This is a genomic window from Clostridium simiarum (assembly GCF_018919175.1).
GTDB lineage: Bacteria > Bacillota > Clostridia > Clostridiales > Clostridiaceae > Clostridium_L > Clostridium_L simiarum.
Genome location: NZ_JAHLQL010000001.1, coordinates 1,073,212 through 1,091,676, shown reverse-complemented (window position 1 = coordinate 1,091,676; position 18,465 = coordinate 1,073,212). Strand labels below are relative to the sequence as shown.

Below are 18,465 nucleotides of genomic sequence, written 5' to 3'. Positions count from 1 at the left end.
AAAACTTTAGAACATCACTGGTAAAAAGAGAGGGAAATTCCTCTCTTTTTGCTTTTATCTACAAACTAATAAATAGATAACTATTAATTGAATCAAAATAATGAGGGGAATTCCGTATTTAAATTTATTATGTCTTGTTTTATGTCTAAGAAGTTTCATACCTAAATAAGAACCAATACTTCCTCCAAGGGCTGAGATAAGTAAGAGGGAGCTTTCTTTTATTCTCCATTTAGATCTTTTAGCTCTGGATTTATCTATATACATAGATGAGAAGCCTAATACATTTAAAAATATAACATAAAGCAATATAAGTTCTTTCATAAATATTCTCCAAAATATTATAATAGATTTTTTTATAAAGTTATTATATCACTAATGTTTAATATAAAAAATATTGTGTTTAATATTAAGTAGCAATTTTATTGAAATATAAAACAAAATATGACATACTTATATTAATTTAAAAGTAATTTTAATAATTATGTTAATTTAATTAAAAATGGAGGGAAATGGTATGTCTATAAAAAAGAAGATTTCTATATTAACGGTAGTTTCTGTGCTAGTATCTATTTTATTTGCTAGCGTAATTACTTATATATTTACAAGTAAATCTATCAATACACTATCTAAAGATGATATGAAGGCTTTATCATATAGTGCCAAAAATTCTATTGAACTAGTAGTTGAAAAGGAAAAGGCTAATGTTGCTAGATTATCTAGTCATAAGATGGTATACGACTTTTTTAATTATTATGGAGATAAAAATAGCCAAGAGTATAAGACATTAGGACTTTCTCTTAATAATTTACTAAAGGATCATACCTTAAAGCAAGGAAATCTTGAACATACTTTTATAGTAGATAATAAAGGTATAATAGTGGCAGATGATGATGAAGCACTAATAGGAAAAGATATAAATGATAGATCTTATAGTAAGGCTACATTAGAAAGTAATGGAGCCCAAATAGTAAGTGAAACAATGATTTCAAAATCAACTAATGCCCCTATTGTAGTATTTACATCTCCTATAATGTCTGATGGAAAAATTTTAGGTTACGTAGGTGCAGCTGTTAAAGGAGAAACTTTAAATGGATATTTAAAAGATGTTAAGGTTTCAAGCAGTCCCTCTAGCTATACATATTTAGTTGATGAGAAAGGTAATATTATTTATCACCCCATTAAAGAAAAAATTTCAAAACCTGTAGAAAATGATAAAATAAAAGCTTTAGTAGGGAAGAAAGAAAAAGATATGGAAGGCTTAGATAATATAGTTAATTATGTTTTTAAAGGAAATAAAAAAATAGCAGTTTATGATATAGTTCCTTCAACTAATTGGATATTAGTTATAAGTGCAGATGTAGAAGAAGTTAACAAACCGGTTTTAGTTTTAGAAAAGATACTGTTAGGTGCAAATGTGTTTATAGTTATTATTGTTGTTTTGATTGGGTTAATGGTATCTACCAAAATATCTAAGCCTATATTAGAAATATCAAAATTAGTGGATAATACAGCTAAATTAGATTTAAGCTACAAAAAAGAATATGATAAGTATTTAGGTAGAAAAGATGAAATCGGATTGATGTTTAATGCTATTGCTAACATGAGGACATCCTTAAGTGAAATAATAAACAACTTATTAAAAGCATCTAACTCAATAAATTCAAATGCTATATTAGTAAAAGATTTAACTGATGTATTAAAGAGAGAGGCTGATAAGACAGCAGAAGAAACTGAACAATTATCGGCAGGAATGGAAGAGAGTGCCGCCACAATTGAAGAGATATCTGCCTCTTCAGGGGAAATGGAACTTGCAGTGGTTACCATGGCTGATAAGGCAAATGAGGGCGCTGAAAAAACAAATAGTATTTCAGAAAGAGCAAATGGACTAAAGGTAGAGACTATAAACTCAAAGAAACATTCTTCAGAAATTTATCATAAGGTGAAGGATGACTTAGAAAAGGCTATGGAAGGATCTAAGGCTGTAGGTCAAATAGAAGTATTATCTAAAGCAATTCTAGAAATAAGTAGCCAGACTAATCTTTTAGCTTTAAATGCAGCTATAGAGGCAGCAAGAGCTGGAGAGGCAGGAAAAGGTTTTGCTGTAGTTGCTGATGAAGTAAGAAGGCTAGCAGAGGAGTCAACAAGGATAGTTGGAAATATTCAAAGTGTAGTAGAAAATGTAACAAGATCCGTGGAAAATTTGAATATAAGTTCAATTCAGATGCTAAAGTATATAGATGAAGAGGTAAGAGAGGATTATAATAAATTTATTGGTGTGGGTGATAAGTATAATGAGGATGCAGACCACTTAAATAAGTTTATGATGGATTTCAGTTCTCTATCGGAGGAGTTAAATGCATCTATAAGTGGAATAGTGAAGGCTATAGGAGAAATGGCAAATACAATAAATGAAGGTGCAACAGGTGTTACTACTATATCAACTAAGACAATGGATATAGTAGAGAGTATACAGGGGATAAAAAATAGTGCAGAGGATAATCTAAATAGTGCAGAAATCCTTAAATCTATAACAGAAAAATTTATATTATAAAGAAATATTTTAATAAAGTCTACTACAAAGTGGTAGACTTTATTTTATTTGACACAACATATGGTATATGGTAAAATTTCTATAACTAAATATTGTATCATATAGGTGATTGCATTAAGTATGCAGTTTAAAAGGGAAGCAGGTGAAAGTCCTGAACGGTCCCGCCGCTGTAATGGGGAGAGGTTTTACTATTACCACTGGTTTCTCGGGAAGGTGTAAAACATTTATGATCCTAAGTCAGAAGACCTGCCTATAGGTATACACCGTTAACTCTACGAAGGATAGGGGGTGTGACAAGGGTATAATTTCGTATTTTATGCATTATCCTTCTGTTGCTGTGCTCGGAAGGATTTATTTATTTTATAGGGTATTGATTTAATTTGTGAAATGATTTATCCTATGAAAGTTGATAATTTGAAATAGGATAATATAAATGCTCTAGTGGAAGGGAGAAATTTTTATGATTACTAAGATTAAGAAAAGGGATGGAAGGGAAGTTCCCTTTAATATAGAAAAGATTGCTAATGCTATATTTAAAGCTTCAAATTCTATAGGTGAGTATGATTATAATAGGGCTTTAAACTTAGCTAGCCAGGCTATAAATACTTTAGAGAAGAATACTGAGGATTTTATACCTACAGTTGAAGATATACAGGATATTGTTGAAAAAATTCTTATAGAAAATGGATATGTTAAAACTGCCAAGGCGTATATATTATACAGAGCCGAAAGAACAAGGGTAAGAGAGATGAATACAAGGCTCATGAAGGTATATGAAGATTTGACTTTTAAGGAAGCTAAGGATAATGATATCAAACGTGAAAATGCAAATATAGATGGAAATACTGCCATGGGAACAATGCTTAAATATGGTTCAGAAGGATCAAAAGAGTTTTATGAGATGTTTGTTTTAAATCCAAAACATTCAAAGGCTCATAAATCAGGAGACTTCCATATACATGATTTGGACTTTTTAACCCTTACTACTACCTGCTGCCAAATAGATATTGTTAAGTTATTTAAGAATGGATTTAGTACAGGTCATGGTTTTTTAAGAGAGCCTAAGGATATTCAAAGTTACTCTGCTTTGGCCTGTATTGCCATCCAATCCAATCAAAATGACCAACATGGAGGACAAAGTATTCCAAACTTTGATTATGGTATGGCAAAAGGTGTAGCTAAAACCTATGCAAGACTCTATAGAAAAAACCTTATTAGTGCACTAGAATTATTAACTTCTAAAGAAGGAATATCAGATTTTGTAGAAGAAATGTTTAGGGTTATCGAGAAGGATTATGATATCATACCTTCTTTAGATAATCATGAAAAATATATTCACATTGAAAAGCAACATTTATTAAAGAATATAGAGTCTATTGAATTAATAGAAAAAGCCCAAGACTTTGCTTTAGAAAAAGCTTATATTGAAACAGATAGAAGTACCTACCAGGCTATGGAAGCTTTTATACATAATTTAAACACCATGCATAGTAGGGCTGGAGCACAGGTGCCTTTTAGTTCAATTAACTATGGTACAGATACCTCAGCTGAAGGTAGAATGGTAGTAAAAAATCTTTTATTATCTACGGAAAAAGGGCTTGGAAATGGTGAAACACCTATATTCCCTATTCAAATATTTAAAGTAAAGGAAGGAATAAATTATAATCCAGAAGATCCTAATTATGATTTATTTAAACTTTCTTTTAGGGTTAGTTCCAAAAGGTTATTTCCTAACTATTCTTTTATAGATGCGCCTTTTAATCTTAAGTATTATAAAGAAGGGCATCCAGAAACAGAAATAGCCTACATGGGATGTAGAACTAGGGTTATTGGTAATGTACATGATCCATCAAGAGAAGTAGTTTATGGAAGGGGTAATCTAAGCTTTACTACTATAAATCTTCCTAGAATAGCCTTAAAAAGTAATGGAGATATAAAAGTATTTTTTAGTGAATTAGATAAACAAGTGGATCTTGTTATAGAGCAACTAAATGAAAGATTCGAAATTCAAGCAAGAAAAAAAGTAAAAAATTATCCGTTCCTTATGGGGCAAGGTGTGTGGATAGATTCTGATAAGCTCAACTTAGAAGATGAAGTTTATGAAGTGCTTAAACATGGAACTTTAACAGCAGGATTTATAGGGCTTGCTGAGTGTCTTAAGGCACTTGTAGGTAAGCATCATGGAGAATCAAAAGAGTCTCAAGAATTAGGGATTAATATTATTTCACATATGAGAAAACGAATGGATGAGGCGGCAGAAAAATATAAGTTGAACTTCTCTCTTATTGCTACTCCAGCAGAAGGTACAGCTGGTCGTTTTGTAAAAATTGATAGAGAGGCCTTTGGATCTATTGAAGGAGTTACAGATAGGGATTATTACACTAATAGTTTCCATATACCTGTTTACTATGAAATAAGTGCTTTTAGTAAAATAAATCTTGAAGCTCCTTACCATGAACTTACAAATGCTGGACATATAACTTATGTTGAATTAGATGGAGATCCAAGTCAAAATCTTCAAGCTTTTGAAAAGGTAGTTAGAACTATGAAGGAAAGTGGTATAGGTTATGGATCTATAAATCATCCACTAGACAGGGATCCAGTTTGCGGATATACAGGTATAATAGGTAATGAGTGTCCATCCTGTGGTAGAAAAGAAGAAGGCGTTAAATTCGAAAGAATTCGTAGAATAACAGGCTATCTTGTAGGAACTTTAGAAAGATTTAATGATGCAAAAAAAGCAGAAGAAAAGGATAGAGTTAAACACTTATAATTCTGGTGTAAGCTATAATTAAAGTTATGGATTGTGTGTTAGAAATGATTTTGTTATAAAGGAAGGGTATATATGAGTAGTAAGTTAAGAATTGCAGGAATAATAAAAGAATCTATTGTAGATGGTCCTGGCATAAGGCTTGTGGTTTTTGCTCAAGGGTGCAAACATAACTGTAAGGGATGTCATAATCCACATACTCATTCCTTTCAAGGTGGGGAACTTGTAGAAGTAAAAGATATTATAGAAGAATTGAAAGGTAATCCATTATTAGATGGCATAACATTAAGTGGAGGAGAACCTTTTGAACAAGCCAAAGCCTTTAGAGAACTTGCAAAAAAGGCAAAGGCCTTAGGCTATAATATAATCACATATACAGGTTATACTTATGAATATATCTTAAATAAAGGTAAAAAAACAGAAGAATGGTTAAGATTTCTTGAAGAAATAGATATACTTATAGATGGAAAATTTGAGATTTCTAAAAAGAATTTATTATTAAAATATAGAGGTTCAGAAAATCAGCGAATAATTGATGTTAAAGAAAGTCTCATTAAAAACAACATAGTATTAGAAGATATTTAATAAAATAAAAATATCATAATCATTAAAAAAAGGTTAGGTTTAATATAAGATTTAAGCCTAACCTTTTTGTATATTAATAATAGTTGAATATTTATATTTACTGCATATTATAGCATTGAGACAATTATTTATCCAAAGATAAGTTAATAGAAAATTAACTATAGATATAAAAAACTTTTAAAAATTTAAAGTGGGAGATGATTTTATGGTAATATTACCAGTAGGATCAATAATAAGCGGAGATGCAGGTCATAATTGCAGTCCAGATGTTGGAGCTGTGGGATATAGAAAAGAAGATGATTTAACCAAAGAGGTATGGCTTTTAGTTAAGTCAAAGCTTAAAAGTGCAAAATATACTGTAGTTGATTGTACACCCTATGGAGTAAAATTTAATAGTGTTAATGGCTCTCTAGCCTATAGAGTTAAAATAGCAAACAGTAGTGGATCCAAATTTCACCTATGTATTCACTTTAATGTTTATAATGGTACTGCTAATGGAGTTGAAAGTTGGATAAGTGGCTTAGGTGGGTTAGCAGAAGTTATAGGCAAAAGTTTATGTAATGAGATAGAAAAACTAGGTTTTGTAAATAGGGGAGTTAAAGTAGGAAAGCTTTATGTACCTTTATATACTAATATGCCTTGTGTTCTTTTAGAGTGTTGTTTTTGTGACTCTAAGGTAGACATGAGTATCTATGAAAAAAACAAGATGGCAGATGCTATAGTAGGTGCTTTAGTAGGATTTACTATCCCTTCAACACCCACTACTCCTGAGAAGCCAGATGTGGATATAACACCACCTGAAAACACTGAAATAGTAGCTAATGCAAAGGTAGTTAATGATTGGTTTTATGTAAGAGATGCAGTAGGAAATATAATAGATGGAAGAATAGATATAGGTGATGGGATAGAAGTGCTTGATATTAGTTACTCAAAACAATTAGTTTTAGTTAAATATCCAACGCCTAATGGTACTAGGACTGAGTATATAAAAAATGTACCAAGTCTTATAAAGTATTTATATGCCTACCAATATGAAAATGGATCAACCAGTGAGACCATATATCAAGATTCTACTTGCACCCAGATAATAGGTTATTTAAATCCTCATGAAAAAGCCACGCCTTTATATAGGAGGAATGGAATACTTCATGTAGCCTATGATACAACTTTAGGAAAGCATACAAAAAGCGGCTATGTGAAATATAAAGGTAATTTTACTAAGTTTTAATTAAATACAGTAAGACTTTAATATAAGAAATTAATTTTGACATGATTTATTAATGCTGATATAATACTTTTTAGGTTATTTTAATGATGTTTAAATTTAATAGTATGTTTTTATAGTCATTTAATTCATGATTATAAAAGCCAAGTGTTTGATAATCCACTTTGAAAAAACTCAGAGGGGATTATCTTTTTTGTTTGAATTTTAATATTAAGGAGGAAGTTAATTTGAACATTAGTACAAGATTTAAAGAAATATTTTCTGATAGAGGTTTTTATAAGGGAGTCTTTATCTTGGCTTTACCTATAGTTCTGCAGTATCTTATTGCATCATCACTTAATATGCTTGATACTGTAATGATAGGTATGGTAGGGGAAGTAGAGCTTGCTTCTGTTGGAATAGCAAATCAGTATTATTTTTTATTTAGTCTAATTGCTATGGGAATAAGTTCAGGTTGCTCTGTAATTATAGCTCAATTGTGGGGTAAAAAAGATGAAGAAAATATAAGAAAAGTTTTAGGGATAGGATTAATAAGTGGAATACTTGTAACCTTCATATTTACAATAATAGCTGCAATATCACCGGAAAGTATAATGTCTATATTCAATAAAGATAAAAATGTTATAGCTATTGGAAGTGAATATCTTAGGATAGTTTGTATAAGTTATATATTTACCACAATTACATTTAACTTTTCTTCAGCTTCTAGAAGTATAGAAAATACATTACTTCCTATGATAGCTAGTCTTGTTGGACTTATAACTAATGGAGTTTTAAATTATATTCTTATATTTGGAAAGCTTGGATTTACAGCTATGGGAGTTAAAGGTGCTGCTTTAGCTACTTTAGTAGCAAGAATTTTAGAATGTGTTGTACTTTTATCTTATATATATATTTCAAAGGGTATATTAGCGGCAAGATTAAAGGACTTTATTGGGGCTTCTAAAAAGCTAATATCAAGCGTTTATTATATCGTAATTCCAGTGGTTTTAAATGAAGCTTGCTGGGGTTTAGGTAATATAACTTATGCAATTATATATGGAAGAATAGGAACAAAAGCTTCAGCTGCAATACAAATATGTACTACAGTACTTAATTTATTTATGATAATAACTTTTGGACTAGCTAATGCCTCTGTGGTAGTTGTAGGAAAAGAAATAGGAGCTGGAAATGAAGAGAATGGTAAGCTTTATGCTAGAAGGCTATGCATGATTTCACTTGGGGTAGGGATGTTATTATCTGTAGTTTTATTTGCTACAACTCCTTTAATATTATCAGTGTTTAATGTTTCTGCTGAAGTAAGTAAGGATGCTAAATATATACTATATATCTATGCTTTATTTATGATGATAAAGGTCTATAATGCTATGGTTATAGTAGGAATACTTAGAGGTGGCGGAGATGCTAAATTTGGAGTAATAGTCCAAGGAATAACTCTATGGCTAATAGGTATACCGGCGGCTTTCTTGGGAGCCTTTGTTTTTAAACTGCCAGTATATATGGTTGCGCTTATTTCTTCTATAGAAGAAATAGTAAAAGTATTTATACTTATAAAAAGATTTACATCAGGTAAATGGATAAATAATATGGTTGAAGATTTAGAGGTTCAGGTTGGTGCTTAATGGAAGATTTGCCCCATTACTAGCATTGCTAATGCTCTTTTAAAGAAACTTACCTTCTAAAGGCTTTTATAAGTTTAACTAACCTTGATGCGGAGTTACAAAATCCACATCAAGGTTAGTTTTATTTTATAGATTAATCTGTGATAAGAATAACCTTATGGTAAGAATCAAACTATAACATAAAATTTACAATAAAAGTAATTTTATGTTTCAAAACTTTATTTTAATATGTTATAATTTAGTTAAAATTATTAATATTTACAAAATTAGGTTAATATTCTTAAGCTTTTAGTGACTTACACATAAGGATAGGCTATAACTATAATTAATGAATATTAAATCAAGTCAGTGCCAGTACCTTTTCATAAGAAAATATTTAAATGGTATTAGGAGGTTAATTATGCAAGACTCAATTGATTCTATTAACTCTAAGGTAGCTGAAAATATTACTCACAAGGATCTAATTTATGTAAAACCCAAACAAAAGTTTTTAATAGAACCCTATCTATATTTAATTCCATGTCTTTTAATTTTTGGAGTTTTTGTTTATTTTCCATTTTTTAAAACCTTATTCTTAAGTTTCACATTGACTAATGCTAGAGGCAAGTTTGTAGAGATGGTAGGGTTTCAAAACTATGTTGATATCTTTAAATCACCAGAGTTTATTAATAGCCTTAAAGTAACTCTTAAATTTGTACCTATGATAGCTATTCCTGCAATTATTGTTGGGTTTATTTTAGCTTTATTGGCTAATCAAAAATTAAAGGCTAGTAGGATTTACGAAATCATGTTTTCTATGCCTATGGCAGTTGCATCAGCTCCAGCAGCTATTATATGGTCTATGTTATTTCATCCCACTATAGGTTTTATGAACTATATATTAGGTACAAACATAGGGTGGCTTACAGATGAAAGATGGGCTTTAATTTCTGTGGCTATAGTAACGGTTTGGCTAAATATAGGAATTAACTTTATATTCCTTACTACAGGTCTTAAGAATATACCAGAAGAGCTAAATGAAAGTGCTGCCATAGATGGAGCAAATTTCTTCCAAAGGTTGTTTAAGATAACTATACCTATGGTTTCACCTACATTGTTTTTTGTCATACTTATTAACGTAATTAACGCTTTCCAATCTTTTGGACAAGTTAAGTTGATGACAGCTGGAGGACCAGGACAAGCTACCAATGTTTTAGTTCATTCTATTTACAGAGAAGCCTTTTTTAACAATAGGTTTGAGATGGCTTGTACTCAGTCTATAATTTTATTTTTAATAATGCTTACAATTACACTAATTCAGTTTAAATATGAGAGGAAGGGAGTGCACTATCAATAATGATTAATAAGAGACAAAGAAAAATTCTATATATAGTAAATGTTCTAATAGGTTTAATTATTATATTCCCACTAATTTATGCTTTATTTTTAAGCTTTATGAATCAGGGAGAAATATTTCAATATCCTCCTAAGATATTTCCAGAATCATTTCAACTTTCTAATTATAAGAGCGTTATAAGTTCTGTGCCTATATTTAGATTTATATTAAACAGCTTTATAGTTGCTACCACAGTAACCATAGGTCAAATCATCACGGCTAGTCTTGCAGCCTACTCCTTTGCCTTTTACGAATTTAAGGGTAAAAAGTTTTTGTTTATAGCTATACTTTCCACCATGATGATTCCAGGAGAAGCTATAATAATTGCAAATTATCTAACCATGACTTCTTGGCAGTGGCTAGATAGCTATAGGGGACTAATTGTGCCTTATTTGACTTCTGCTATGGGGATATTTTTAATGAGACAATTTTATATGACTATTCCAAAGGAACTTAGAGAGGCTTCCATTATAGACGGATGCAATAGTTTTCAATTTTTGATTAGAGTTGTTATGCCTATATCAAAACCAGCTATTGGAGCATTAGGTGTGTATGTGTTTTTATCCACTTGGAATCAATATATGTGGCCTTTATTAATCACTAATGCTCCTGAAAAGAGAACTGTACAAATAGGTATAAGTATGCTCCAGTTTGCTGAGTCACAATCTTATGGAGTAATACTTGCAGGTATTGTGATGATATTACTACCCTCTATATTAATATTTATACTTGGACAAAAACAGCTAATAAAAGGTATGACCTCTGGAGCTGTAAAGGGCTAGACATTTACTGATTAGTTTAATAAATGTTTGTAATTATCATTTTATTATAAATTATGGTTCATAGAAAGGAGTTTTATAATTGAAGAAAAAAGTTATTGCAAGCTTAATTTTAACAACTTTAGTTTCCTCTTTATTTGTAGGTTGTAGCAAAGAAAAGGATACAAGCGCTTCGGCAGGCGGGAAGACTACAGAAATTGTATTTTGGCATTCTATGGGGGGAGTAGGGGGCGAATCCATTAACAAAATGGTAGAAGACTTTAATAATTCCCAAAGCAACATAAAGGTAACATCTCAATATCAAGGTTCCTATGATGATGCTATTAATAAAATGAAGAGTGCTCAACAAGGGAATGCAGGGCCAGATGTTATGCAACTTTATGATATAGGAACGAGATGGATGATAGATAGTACCTATGCAACTCCTATTCAAAAGTTTATAGATGCAGAAAAATTTGATATTTCAAGTCTTGAACCAAATTTATTAGGCTATTACACTGTGAATGATAAGCTATACTCTATGCCTTTTAACTCTTCAACACCAATTTTATATTATAACAAGGATGCTTTTAAGGAGTCAGGTTTAGATCCAGAAAAGCCACCTAAAACCTTTGATGAAATTAAAGAAATCTCTCAAAGGCTTACTAAAAAAGATGCTGATGGAAAAGTAAGTCAATATGGTTATTCTATGGCTATATACGGGTGGTTTGTGGAACAATTAATAGCCAAACAAGGACAAACCTATGCAAACAACGAAAATGGAAGAAAAGACAAGGCTACTAATGTAGATTTTGATAAGAATGGATCAGCAGTTAAGGTGTTTAAGCTGTGGAAAGAGTTATTTGACTCCGGAAACTTTGGAAATTTTGGAAGGAAAACTTCTGATACACAAAATGCATTTATAGCTGGAAAAACTGCTATAATGATAGATTCTACTTCTGTTTTGAATTCTGTGATGAAAGGTATAAATGGTAATTTTGAAGTTGGCACTGCATTTCTTCCTAAGTTAAGTGAAGGGGATAAAGGAGGAGTTTCCATAGGAGGAGGATCTCTTTGGATAATGGATAAGAAAGATGAAGCAAAACAAAAATCTGCATTTGAATTTGTAAAGTTTATGGTATCTTCAGAGCAACAAGTTTTCTGGAATAAAAGTACAGGCTATTTCCCGGTGACCAAGAAAGCTTATGATAGTGCAGAACTTAAGGAAACCTTAACTAAATATCCTCAGTTCCAAACAGCTATAGATCAATTACATGAATCACCATTAGAATCAAGAGGTGCGTTACTTGGTGTATTCCCAGAAGCAAGGCAAACTATAGAGACCAATATAGAAAGTATGCTTCAAGGAAAAATGAGTCCAGAAGAAGCCGTTGAAAATTCAGCTAAGACTATAAATGCAGCCATTGAAAAATATAATAAGACTAATAAGTAATAGCTTTAAAGTATAATAGATAATTTGAGATTAAAAGATTATTATGTAAAAGATTAAAGATTTTTAAACATAATAATCTTTTTTATTTAAAGCAATATCAAAGGAATAAAAACCAGTGGCTAGGTGTAGGATAAAAATTTTATGTTTATTTAAAGATAGAATTATTGATAGTAATAAATAATCAAGAGAATACTATTTACAATATAGGTTTAAAGGTTTACTTTTTGAAATATGAAAGTTTGATAGAAAGAATAATTCAAATACGTGTGATATAATTATAAAAAGATGATTTAAATGAAGGAAATACTATTATAAATTTCAGATTGAGGTGTGATATGCAAAAAGAATTTTCATTAAGTAACGGAAAAGCTATGATTAACTTTACTGCTAAATATTGTAATACCACAGAATCATTATTAGATAGTTATGGTTTTAAAACTGTACTTCAGCATTACTTAGATAATATCAGGAAAAAGGAAAGCAACATATATAGGTATATAGTAAAGAGTTTAGAAAACTATGAAGAAGTATGTAAAGATTTAATAAAGGTTTTTAAATTTCTTATGGTTTTAAAAGTTGAAGAAATAATAAATATAGACATAAAATATGAAAAACTTTTAGAGGATAGAGATAAGTTCATAGCCTTTATAGAAGATTTATATAACTTTTGGAGAAAGATAGAAAGATATACTATAGTTCAAAATAACAAAATAGGAGAAGGTCTTCAAAGTGTAAACTTTATAGACGCTAATAATGATTTTTCAAAACTTATATTAAACACTTATAGAAAAATAGAGGAGAATGTTCTAGGGGTTAAACCTAAAATATATAGACAATTACCTGCAGGAGGAAATGCAGGGCTTATATTAAACCATGTTAGTTGGCCCCATGGAAAAAGCTATGAGGTTCTAGCAAATATACCTTTTATAGAATCTATAGTCTTAGATCCTCCTTTTATAACCTATCCTAAAAAAAATACAAGAGATGGTATGTTTACAAAAACTGATGAAGATCCACTTAAATCATGCTCCATAAATGTTAATCATTGGTTTTGTTATCCTGCAAAGGTTGGAAGTCTTTTAGCTTATATCTATTTTCATAGAGACTTCATGGCTCATGGAGTAACTTTATGTAATCTATTTGAAATAGCAAAAGAGGAAGAATGTAGAGATAAAAAGCCGGACTTGATTTATGTGTTTGGAGCTAGAGATAATGAGGAAAAGGTAAAAACAGTATTCTATGAAGATAAAGAAAATGATATTATGCTAGGATATGTAAACTATCATGAAGATATAGATTATTTTGGTTATATGAAAAAAATGACATTAACTCTTCATAATTTAATAATGATAAAAAGAGGAAATCTTCCTGTGCATGGTGCTATGGTTAATATAGTTACAAAAGATAATAAGGTGGCTAATGTAGTTATAATGGGTGATAGTGGAGCTGGAAAGTCCGAAAGTCTTGAGGCTTTAAGAGAGCTTGGAGAAGATTATATAAGTGATATGACCGTAATATTTGATGATATGGGAGTGGTAAAACTAAATCCTAAGGGTAAGCCACTAGGTTATGGAACGGAAATAGGAGCCTTTGTAAGACTGGATGACTTAGATACGGGATATGCTTTTAAACAGATAGATAGAAGTATATTTATGAATCCGGATAAAATAAATGCAAGATTAGTTATGCCTGTAGCTAATTATAAAGAGATTACCTCAGGTTATGAAATAGATTTATTTTTATATGCTAACAACTACGAAGATGGAGAAGAGTTAGAATTCTTTAATACTCCAGAGGAATCAATAGAGGTGTTTAGAGAAGGAGCTAGAATGGCAAAAGGTACCACTACAGAAAAAGGACTTGTAAAATCATACTTTGCAAACCCCTTTGGACCTGCTCAAAAGAAAGAGGAGATGGATAAACTTATTCCACAATATTTTAAAGAATTCTTTAATAAAGGAGTAAAGGTAGGTCAACTAAGAACAGGTCTTGGTATAAGTGGCAAAGAAAAGGAAGGACCTAAAAAAGCAGCTATAAAATTATTAGAAGTTATCAAAAACTTATCTAAATAATTTTAGATACTAAAAGACTAAGGAGTTTTTTAATTGTTCTTCATAGGGGATAGATTTTAATCTATAACTACGGATTCTAACACCCCTTCAAAATTAAACTGGTATTTATAAGTTCAGATGAGTAAAAGACTATGACCAAATCTATGGTTTGGCCATAGTCTTTTAATAATTATTATAAGTAATATTAAGCTTTTTACTATAATTTTTCACACCTGTACTGTACCAGATTATATTTAATATTGTATTTTAATAGAGGATTAAATGGTATAATTTATTTGTTATATTTTTAAGAGGATGACACTAGGGGGAGTTTCATGAATTCAAAAGAAAAAAGAAATCTTATACTTAATGGTGATTTATACAAAGTAATAATCACACTATCCTTACCTATTATGATAAATAACCTAATTCAAACACTTTATAATTTGGCAGATGGAGTTTGGGTAAGTAAAATAGGTTCTGTTCAATTTGCTGCCACTTCTTTTGTATGGCCAGTAAATTTTTTATTTATCTCTATAGGAATAGGACTTTCTATTGCAGGTACATCTATATTATCTCAATTGGTTGGAGCATCAAAATACGAAGAGGCGAACAAATACTCAAGTCAGCTTATTGTAATATCTTTAATATGCTCTATTGCTTTTGCAATTTTAGGATATATAATAAGTCCTTTTGTTATTAGACTTATGGGTGGTACTGGGGAGCTTGGAGTATATAGCAATATTTATCTAAGAATAACTTTTTTAGATATGCCCTTTATGTTTTTATTTTTTAGCTTTAATTCTATTATGAATTCTCAGGGTAATACCTTAATGCCAACTATACTTAGTGGTATAAGTGCAATACTGAATGTAGTATTAGACCCTATATTTATATTTACCTTTGATATGGGAATAGCTGGTGCTGCTATTGCTACTTTAATATCTAAGGCATTACTAGCTTTGGTTGGTATGGTTATTCTTATGCGATCTTCAGCTATAATTAAGCCAAGCTTTAAAAATTTTAAATTTGATAAGGAGATAATAAATAAAATTGTAAAAGTGGCTTTGCCATCTTCAATTGGACAATCGGGTTCAGCTTTAGGTTTTATGGTTCTTAATGGATTTATAGCTTCTTATGGAACAGCAACTATAGCAGCCTTTGGTATGGTTAATAGAATAACTTCTTTAATAATGCAACCTGCTATGGGAGTAGGTGCCGCTTTAACCTCTATAGTTGGACAAAATCTAGGATCTAACCAAATAGATAGGGTAAAGGAAGCCTTTAAAAAATCATTAAAACTTACCATCTCATTTTCTGTAATAGGATGTATTATTTTGTTGTGGCAGAGCGATGCTATAATTAATTTCTTCATACAGTCAAGAGATGATGGTGAAGTTATAGTTCAAGGAATAAATTATCTTAAATATATTGCGGTTTCTACGCCGCTTATGGGGATCTTTAGTGTGTTTCAAGGTATTTTCCAAGGCTCAGGACATACTAAATACTCTATGGCTATGGAAATAGGAAGACTTTGGTTTGTAAGGTTGCCTATGATATTGATATTTAAATACTTTACAAACATAGGACCATCAGGTATATGGTTTTCTATGAGTTTTAGTAATTTGATAGTATGCTTATATGGACTTTTAATTTATAGAAGAGACAACTGGCAGAGAAAAGTTATTGCTTAAGGTAAGCTTTAATGCCCTGTGATTTTAATCACAGGGCATTAAATATATTTTTTTATATGCAATAATTATAAAATAAATAAAAAGTGAAATTAAAATCACCTCTTGGATAAACTATATATCAAGGAGGTGTTTTAAATGTCTGAATTAGAAGATTTACTTAAAGATGTAGATATCTTAAGAGAAAAGTTAGAGTATTTAATAAATGAAAAAGACGGCAATCTAATAGATCCAGAGGTTGTTGCTGCAAGCAAAGTTTTAAATGCTGCATTAAATAAATACAATGAGTTTATAGAAGAAAAATTCAAGTAAAACTTTTATAGGAAGTATGGTTCAATTTAAAAGATAACTATGTATATGCTTTAGAAATCTAATATAATTAAAAGAATAGTATTGAAACTATTACCCCATGAAATAAAGTATGTAAGGAAATTCAGGGTAAAACAGAAGATATTATTAGTGACTTAGAAAAACATATTAGTATTTCAGCAAAAGATAACATAGTGGTTAGACTAATAAAAAGCACAATGATATTTGATAAATTGTTAAAGTTTATAAATATTTAAATAGGTGCTAAGAAGATATTGATATAGAATTATATAAATTAAGAAAATAGCTTGTAAAATTACAAGCTATTTTCTTAAAGAATCTTTTATATCTCCTTTTCTTTTATAATACTCAGCTTTAGCTTCATGATATTTCTCTTTTGCATCATCTTTTAAATCTCCAAGGCCACTTTGAAATTCGTGCTTTATATCATCATATTTTTCTGTTAAATTTTCTTTAAATCCGCCATATCTTTCATTTAAATCTTCTCTTGCATTTCCAAAATTATTTTTTATCTTAGAAGTTTTTTCTTTAATATTCTTTTCAAATTCATCCATAAATAGACACTCCTTTTATTCAACATTTTAGTAAAGAATCAATATTTAGTATTCCTATTTATTAAATATAATATTAGTCTATATAAAAATAATATTTGATTAAAGTTATCTATAGAATTAATTAGTGAATATATACTATTTTTAATAATTAATAGAAAAAAAGTGTGATATAATGTATTAAAAGAAACAAAATGTTAGGTTGTTAGAGGTGAAAATATAAAATTGATATAAATGCTAAAAATTTATTTTAAATATGTAATTTAGGGGGAGATTTTATATGAAACTTATAATAAATGCTGATGATTTTGGTTTAACTAAGGGCGTTACATTAGGTATACTAGATGCTATGACAAAGGGTATTGTAACAGATACTACAGCTATGGTAAATGGATTGTTTTTAGAAGAAGGAATGAAGGAAGCAAAGAATAGAGGAATAGATAGCATAGGAATTCATCTGACTTTAACCTGTGGAAAACCTGTGTTACCCCCAAAAGAAGTAAGTTCTTTAGTGGATGACAATGGGGATTTTTATAGAAGAATAGGAAACTTAGAAGATTTTAATTATGAGGAAATAAGAAAAGAGCTGAAAGCTCAAATGGAGAAATTTTATACTTATGGAATAACTCCTAGTCACATAGATGGACACCATCATTTCTTTGGATATAATAAAGAATTAACAGAAATAGTTATTGAATTAGCAAAAGAATATAAATTACCTTTAAGGGTACTAAGTGATAATATGATACAGTATTATAAATCAAAAGGAGTAAAAACCACAGAGGCTTTTTCTATGGAGTTTTATCAAGATAATGTTAATGAAGCTTTTCTTAAGGAACTATTATTAAGATACAAAGATGCAGATTCTCTTGAAATAATGTGTCATCCTGCATATATAGATGAAGAGTTAATGAGAATTTCTAGTTATAATAATTTCAGAGAAAAAGAATTTGATATTTTAACCAGTGATAAAATTAAAATTTATATTAAGGAAAATAATATAAAATTAATTAGTTTTAAGGAGATATAGATATTACAAATAATTAAAAAAATCAGGGTTACTATCTTGGAATATTGAATAATGTTTTAGAGGTAAAGAGAACATATAATAAGGTGATACTATGAGATATACAGAATTAAGAAATCTGTTTATGGTATAATTATCTGGATACTAGGTATCTGAAAGGGGACATAATAATGAATAAATTTGAATTCTATGAGCGTTTTAAAGATTTAGAACATATGAAGAATGTAGTAGCTGGAGAGAAGAGAATTGAAGAAATAATTGAGGATAAACAAAGCTGCTTAGGTCATAGGAAAGTAGGAGAGAGAAACTATCATATCTTTTATTTAAGTCCATCAGAGTTTGCGGTATTTTATCATGGTGGAGGTATAGACTCTATATATACATCTGAAAGTTTAGGAGATGTATTGAATTATGTAAATACTATTGAAGAGTAATAATATTAAAAGTCAAGTGATTTTTATTTAGAGACTAGTTGC

Annotated in this window: 15 protein-coding genes and 1 riboswitch; of the genes, 13 read left to right on the top strand and 2 right to left on the bottom strand. The window is 29.9% G+C overall.

The features are described from left to right. Positions 1-54: 54 nt before the first annotated feature. On the bottom strand, positions 55-321 hold the full coding sequence (locus KQI89_RS05220; protein ID WP_216456177.1) for a DUF1294 domain-containing protein: 267 nt from the start codon (positions 319-321) through the stop codon (positions 55-57). Positions 322-514: 193 nt separating this feature from the next. Between KQI89_RS05220 and KQI89_RS05215 the strand changes: the two genes are divergently transcribed. From KQI89_RS05215 to KQI89_RS05165, 11 genes are all read left to right on the top strand, one after another. Further along, positions 515-2,551: a methyl-accepting chemotaxis protein gene (locus tag KQI89_RS05215; protein ID WP_216456176.1), complete on the top strand. Its 2,037-nt coding sequence runs from the start codon at positions 515-517 to the stop codon at positions 2,549-2,551. A gap of 86 nt (positions 2,552-2,637) precedes the next feature. Next, a riboswitch (cobalamin riboswitch) is annotated at positions 2,638-2,820 on the top strand. Between the two features lie 191 nt (positions 2,821-3,011). Beyond that, entirely contained in the window at positions 3,012-5,324 is a 2,313-nt protein-coding gene (locus tag KQI89_RS05210; RefSeq protein WP_216456175.1) for an anaerobic ribonucleoside triphosphate reductase, read from the top strand. A gap of 72 nt (positions 5,325-5,396) precedes the next feature. Continuing rightward, positions 5,397-5,906: an anaerobic ribonucleoside-triphosphate reductase activating protein gene (gene nrdG, locus KQI89_RS05205; RefSeq protein WP_216456174.1), complete on the top strand. Its 510-nt coding sequence runs from the start codon at positions 5,397-5,399 to the stop codon at positions 5,904-5,906. A gap of 205 nt (positions 5,907-6,111) precedes the next feature. After that, positions 6,112-7,134, top strand: a complete 1,023-nt coding sequence (locus KQI89_RS05200) for an N-acetylmuramoyl-L-alanine amidase (RefSeq protein ID WP_216456173.1) — start codon at positions 6,112-6,114, stop codon at positions 7,132-7,134. A gap of 224 nt (positions 7,135-7,358) precedes the next feature. Beyond that, a complete protein-coding gene (locus KQI89_RS05195; RefSeq protein WP_246582955.1) occupies positions 7,359-8,753 on the top strand; it encodes an MATE family efflux transporter in 1,395 nt (464 codons plus the stop codon). Between the two features lie 400 nt (positions 8,754-9,153). Further along, positions 9,154-10,089: a carbohydrate ABC transporter permease gene (locus KQI89_RS05190; RefSeq protein ID WP_216456172.1), complete on the top strand. Its 936-nt coding sequence runs from the start codon at positions 9,154-9,156 to the stop codon at positions 10,087-10,089. Then, entirely contained in the window at positions 10,089-10,910 is an 822-nt protein-coding gene (locus KQI89_RS05185; protein ID WP_216456171.1) for a carbohydrate ABC transporter permease, read from the top strand. The genes KQI89_RS05190 and KQI89_RS05185 overlap by 1 nt, the downstream gene beginning before the upstream one ends. Positions 10,911-10,989: 79 nt before the next feature. Then, complete coding sequence (locus tag KQI89_RS05180) at positions 10,990-12,339, top strand: ABC transporter substrate-binding protein (protein WP_216456170.1); 1,350 nt, start codon at positions 10,990-10,992, stop codon at positions 12,337-12,339. A 335-nt stretch (positions 12,340-12,674) separates the two neighbouring features. Beyond that, positions 12,675-14,411 (top strand): phosphoenolpyruvate carboxykinase (ATP), encoded by a 1,737-nt coding sequence (locus KQI89_RS05175; protein ID WP_216456169.1) that lies wholly within the window; start codon positions 12,675-12,677, stop codon positions 14,409-14,411. A gap of 314 nt (positions 14,412-14,725) precedes the next feature. Beyond that, entirely contained in the window at positions 14,726-16,084 is a 1,359-nt protein-coding gene (locus KQI89_RS05170) for an MATE family efflux transporter (RefSeq protein ID WP_216456168.1), read from the top strand. 135 nt (positions 16,085-16,219) lie between these two features. Continuing rightward, a complete protein-coding gene (locus tag KQI89_RS05165) occupies positions 16,220-16,393 on the top strand; it encodes an aspartyl-phosphate phosphatase Spo0E family protein (RefSeq protein WP_216456167.1) in 174 nt (57 codons plus the stop codon). A 320-nt stretch (positions 16,394-16,713) separates the two neighbouring features. Here the strand turns inward: KQI89_RS05165 and KQI89_RS05160 are convergent, their stop codons facing one another. Next, positions 16,714-16,965, bottom strand: coding sequence for a hypothetical protein (locus tag KQI89_RS05160; RefSeq protein WP_216456166.1), 252 nt, complete (start codon positions 16,963-16,965; stop codon positions 16,714-16,716). Positions 16,966-17,242: 277 nt separating this feature from the next. Here KQI89_RS05160 and chbG point away from each other — a divergent pair, with 277 nt between their 5' ends. After that, positions 17,243-17,992, top strand: a complete 750-nt coding sequence (gene chbG / locus KQI89_RS05155) for a chitin disaccharide deacetylase (RefSeq protein ID WP_216456165.1) — start codon at positions 17,243-17,245, stop codon at positions 17,990-17,992. A 167-nt stretch (positions 17,993-18,159) separates the two neighbouring features. After that, positions 18,160-18,423, top strand: a complete 264-nt coding sequence (locus KQI89_RS05150; RefSeq protein WP_032122065.1) for a hypothetical protein — start codon at positions 18,160-18,162, stop codon at positions 18,421-18,423. Positions 18,424-18,465: the final 42 nt, after the last annotated feature.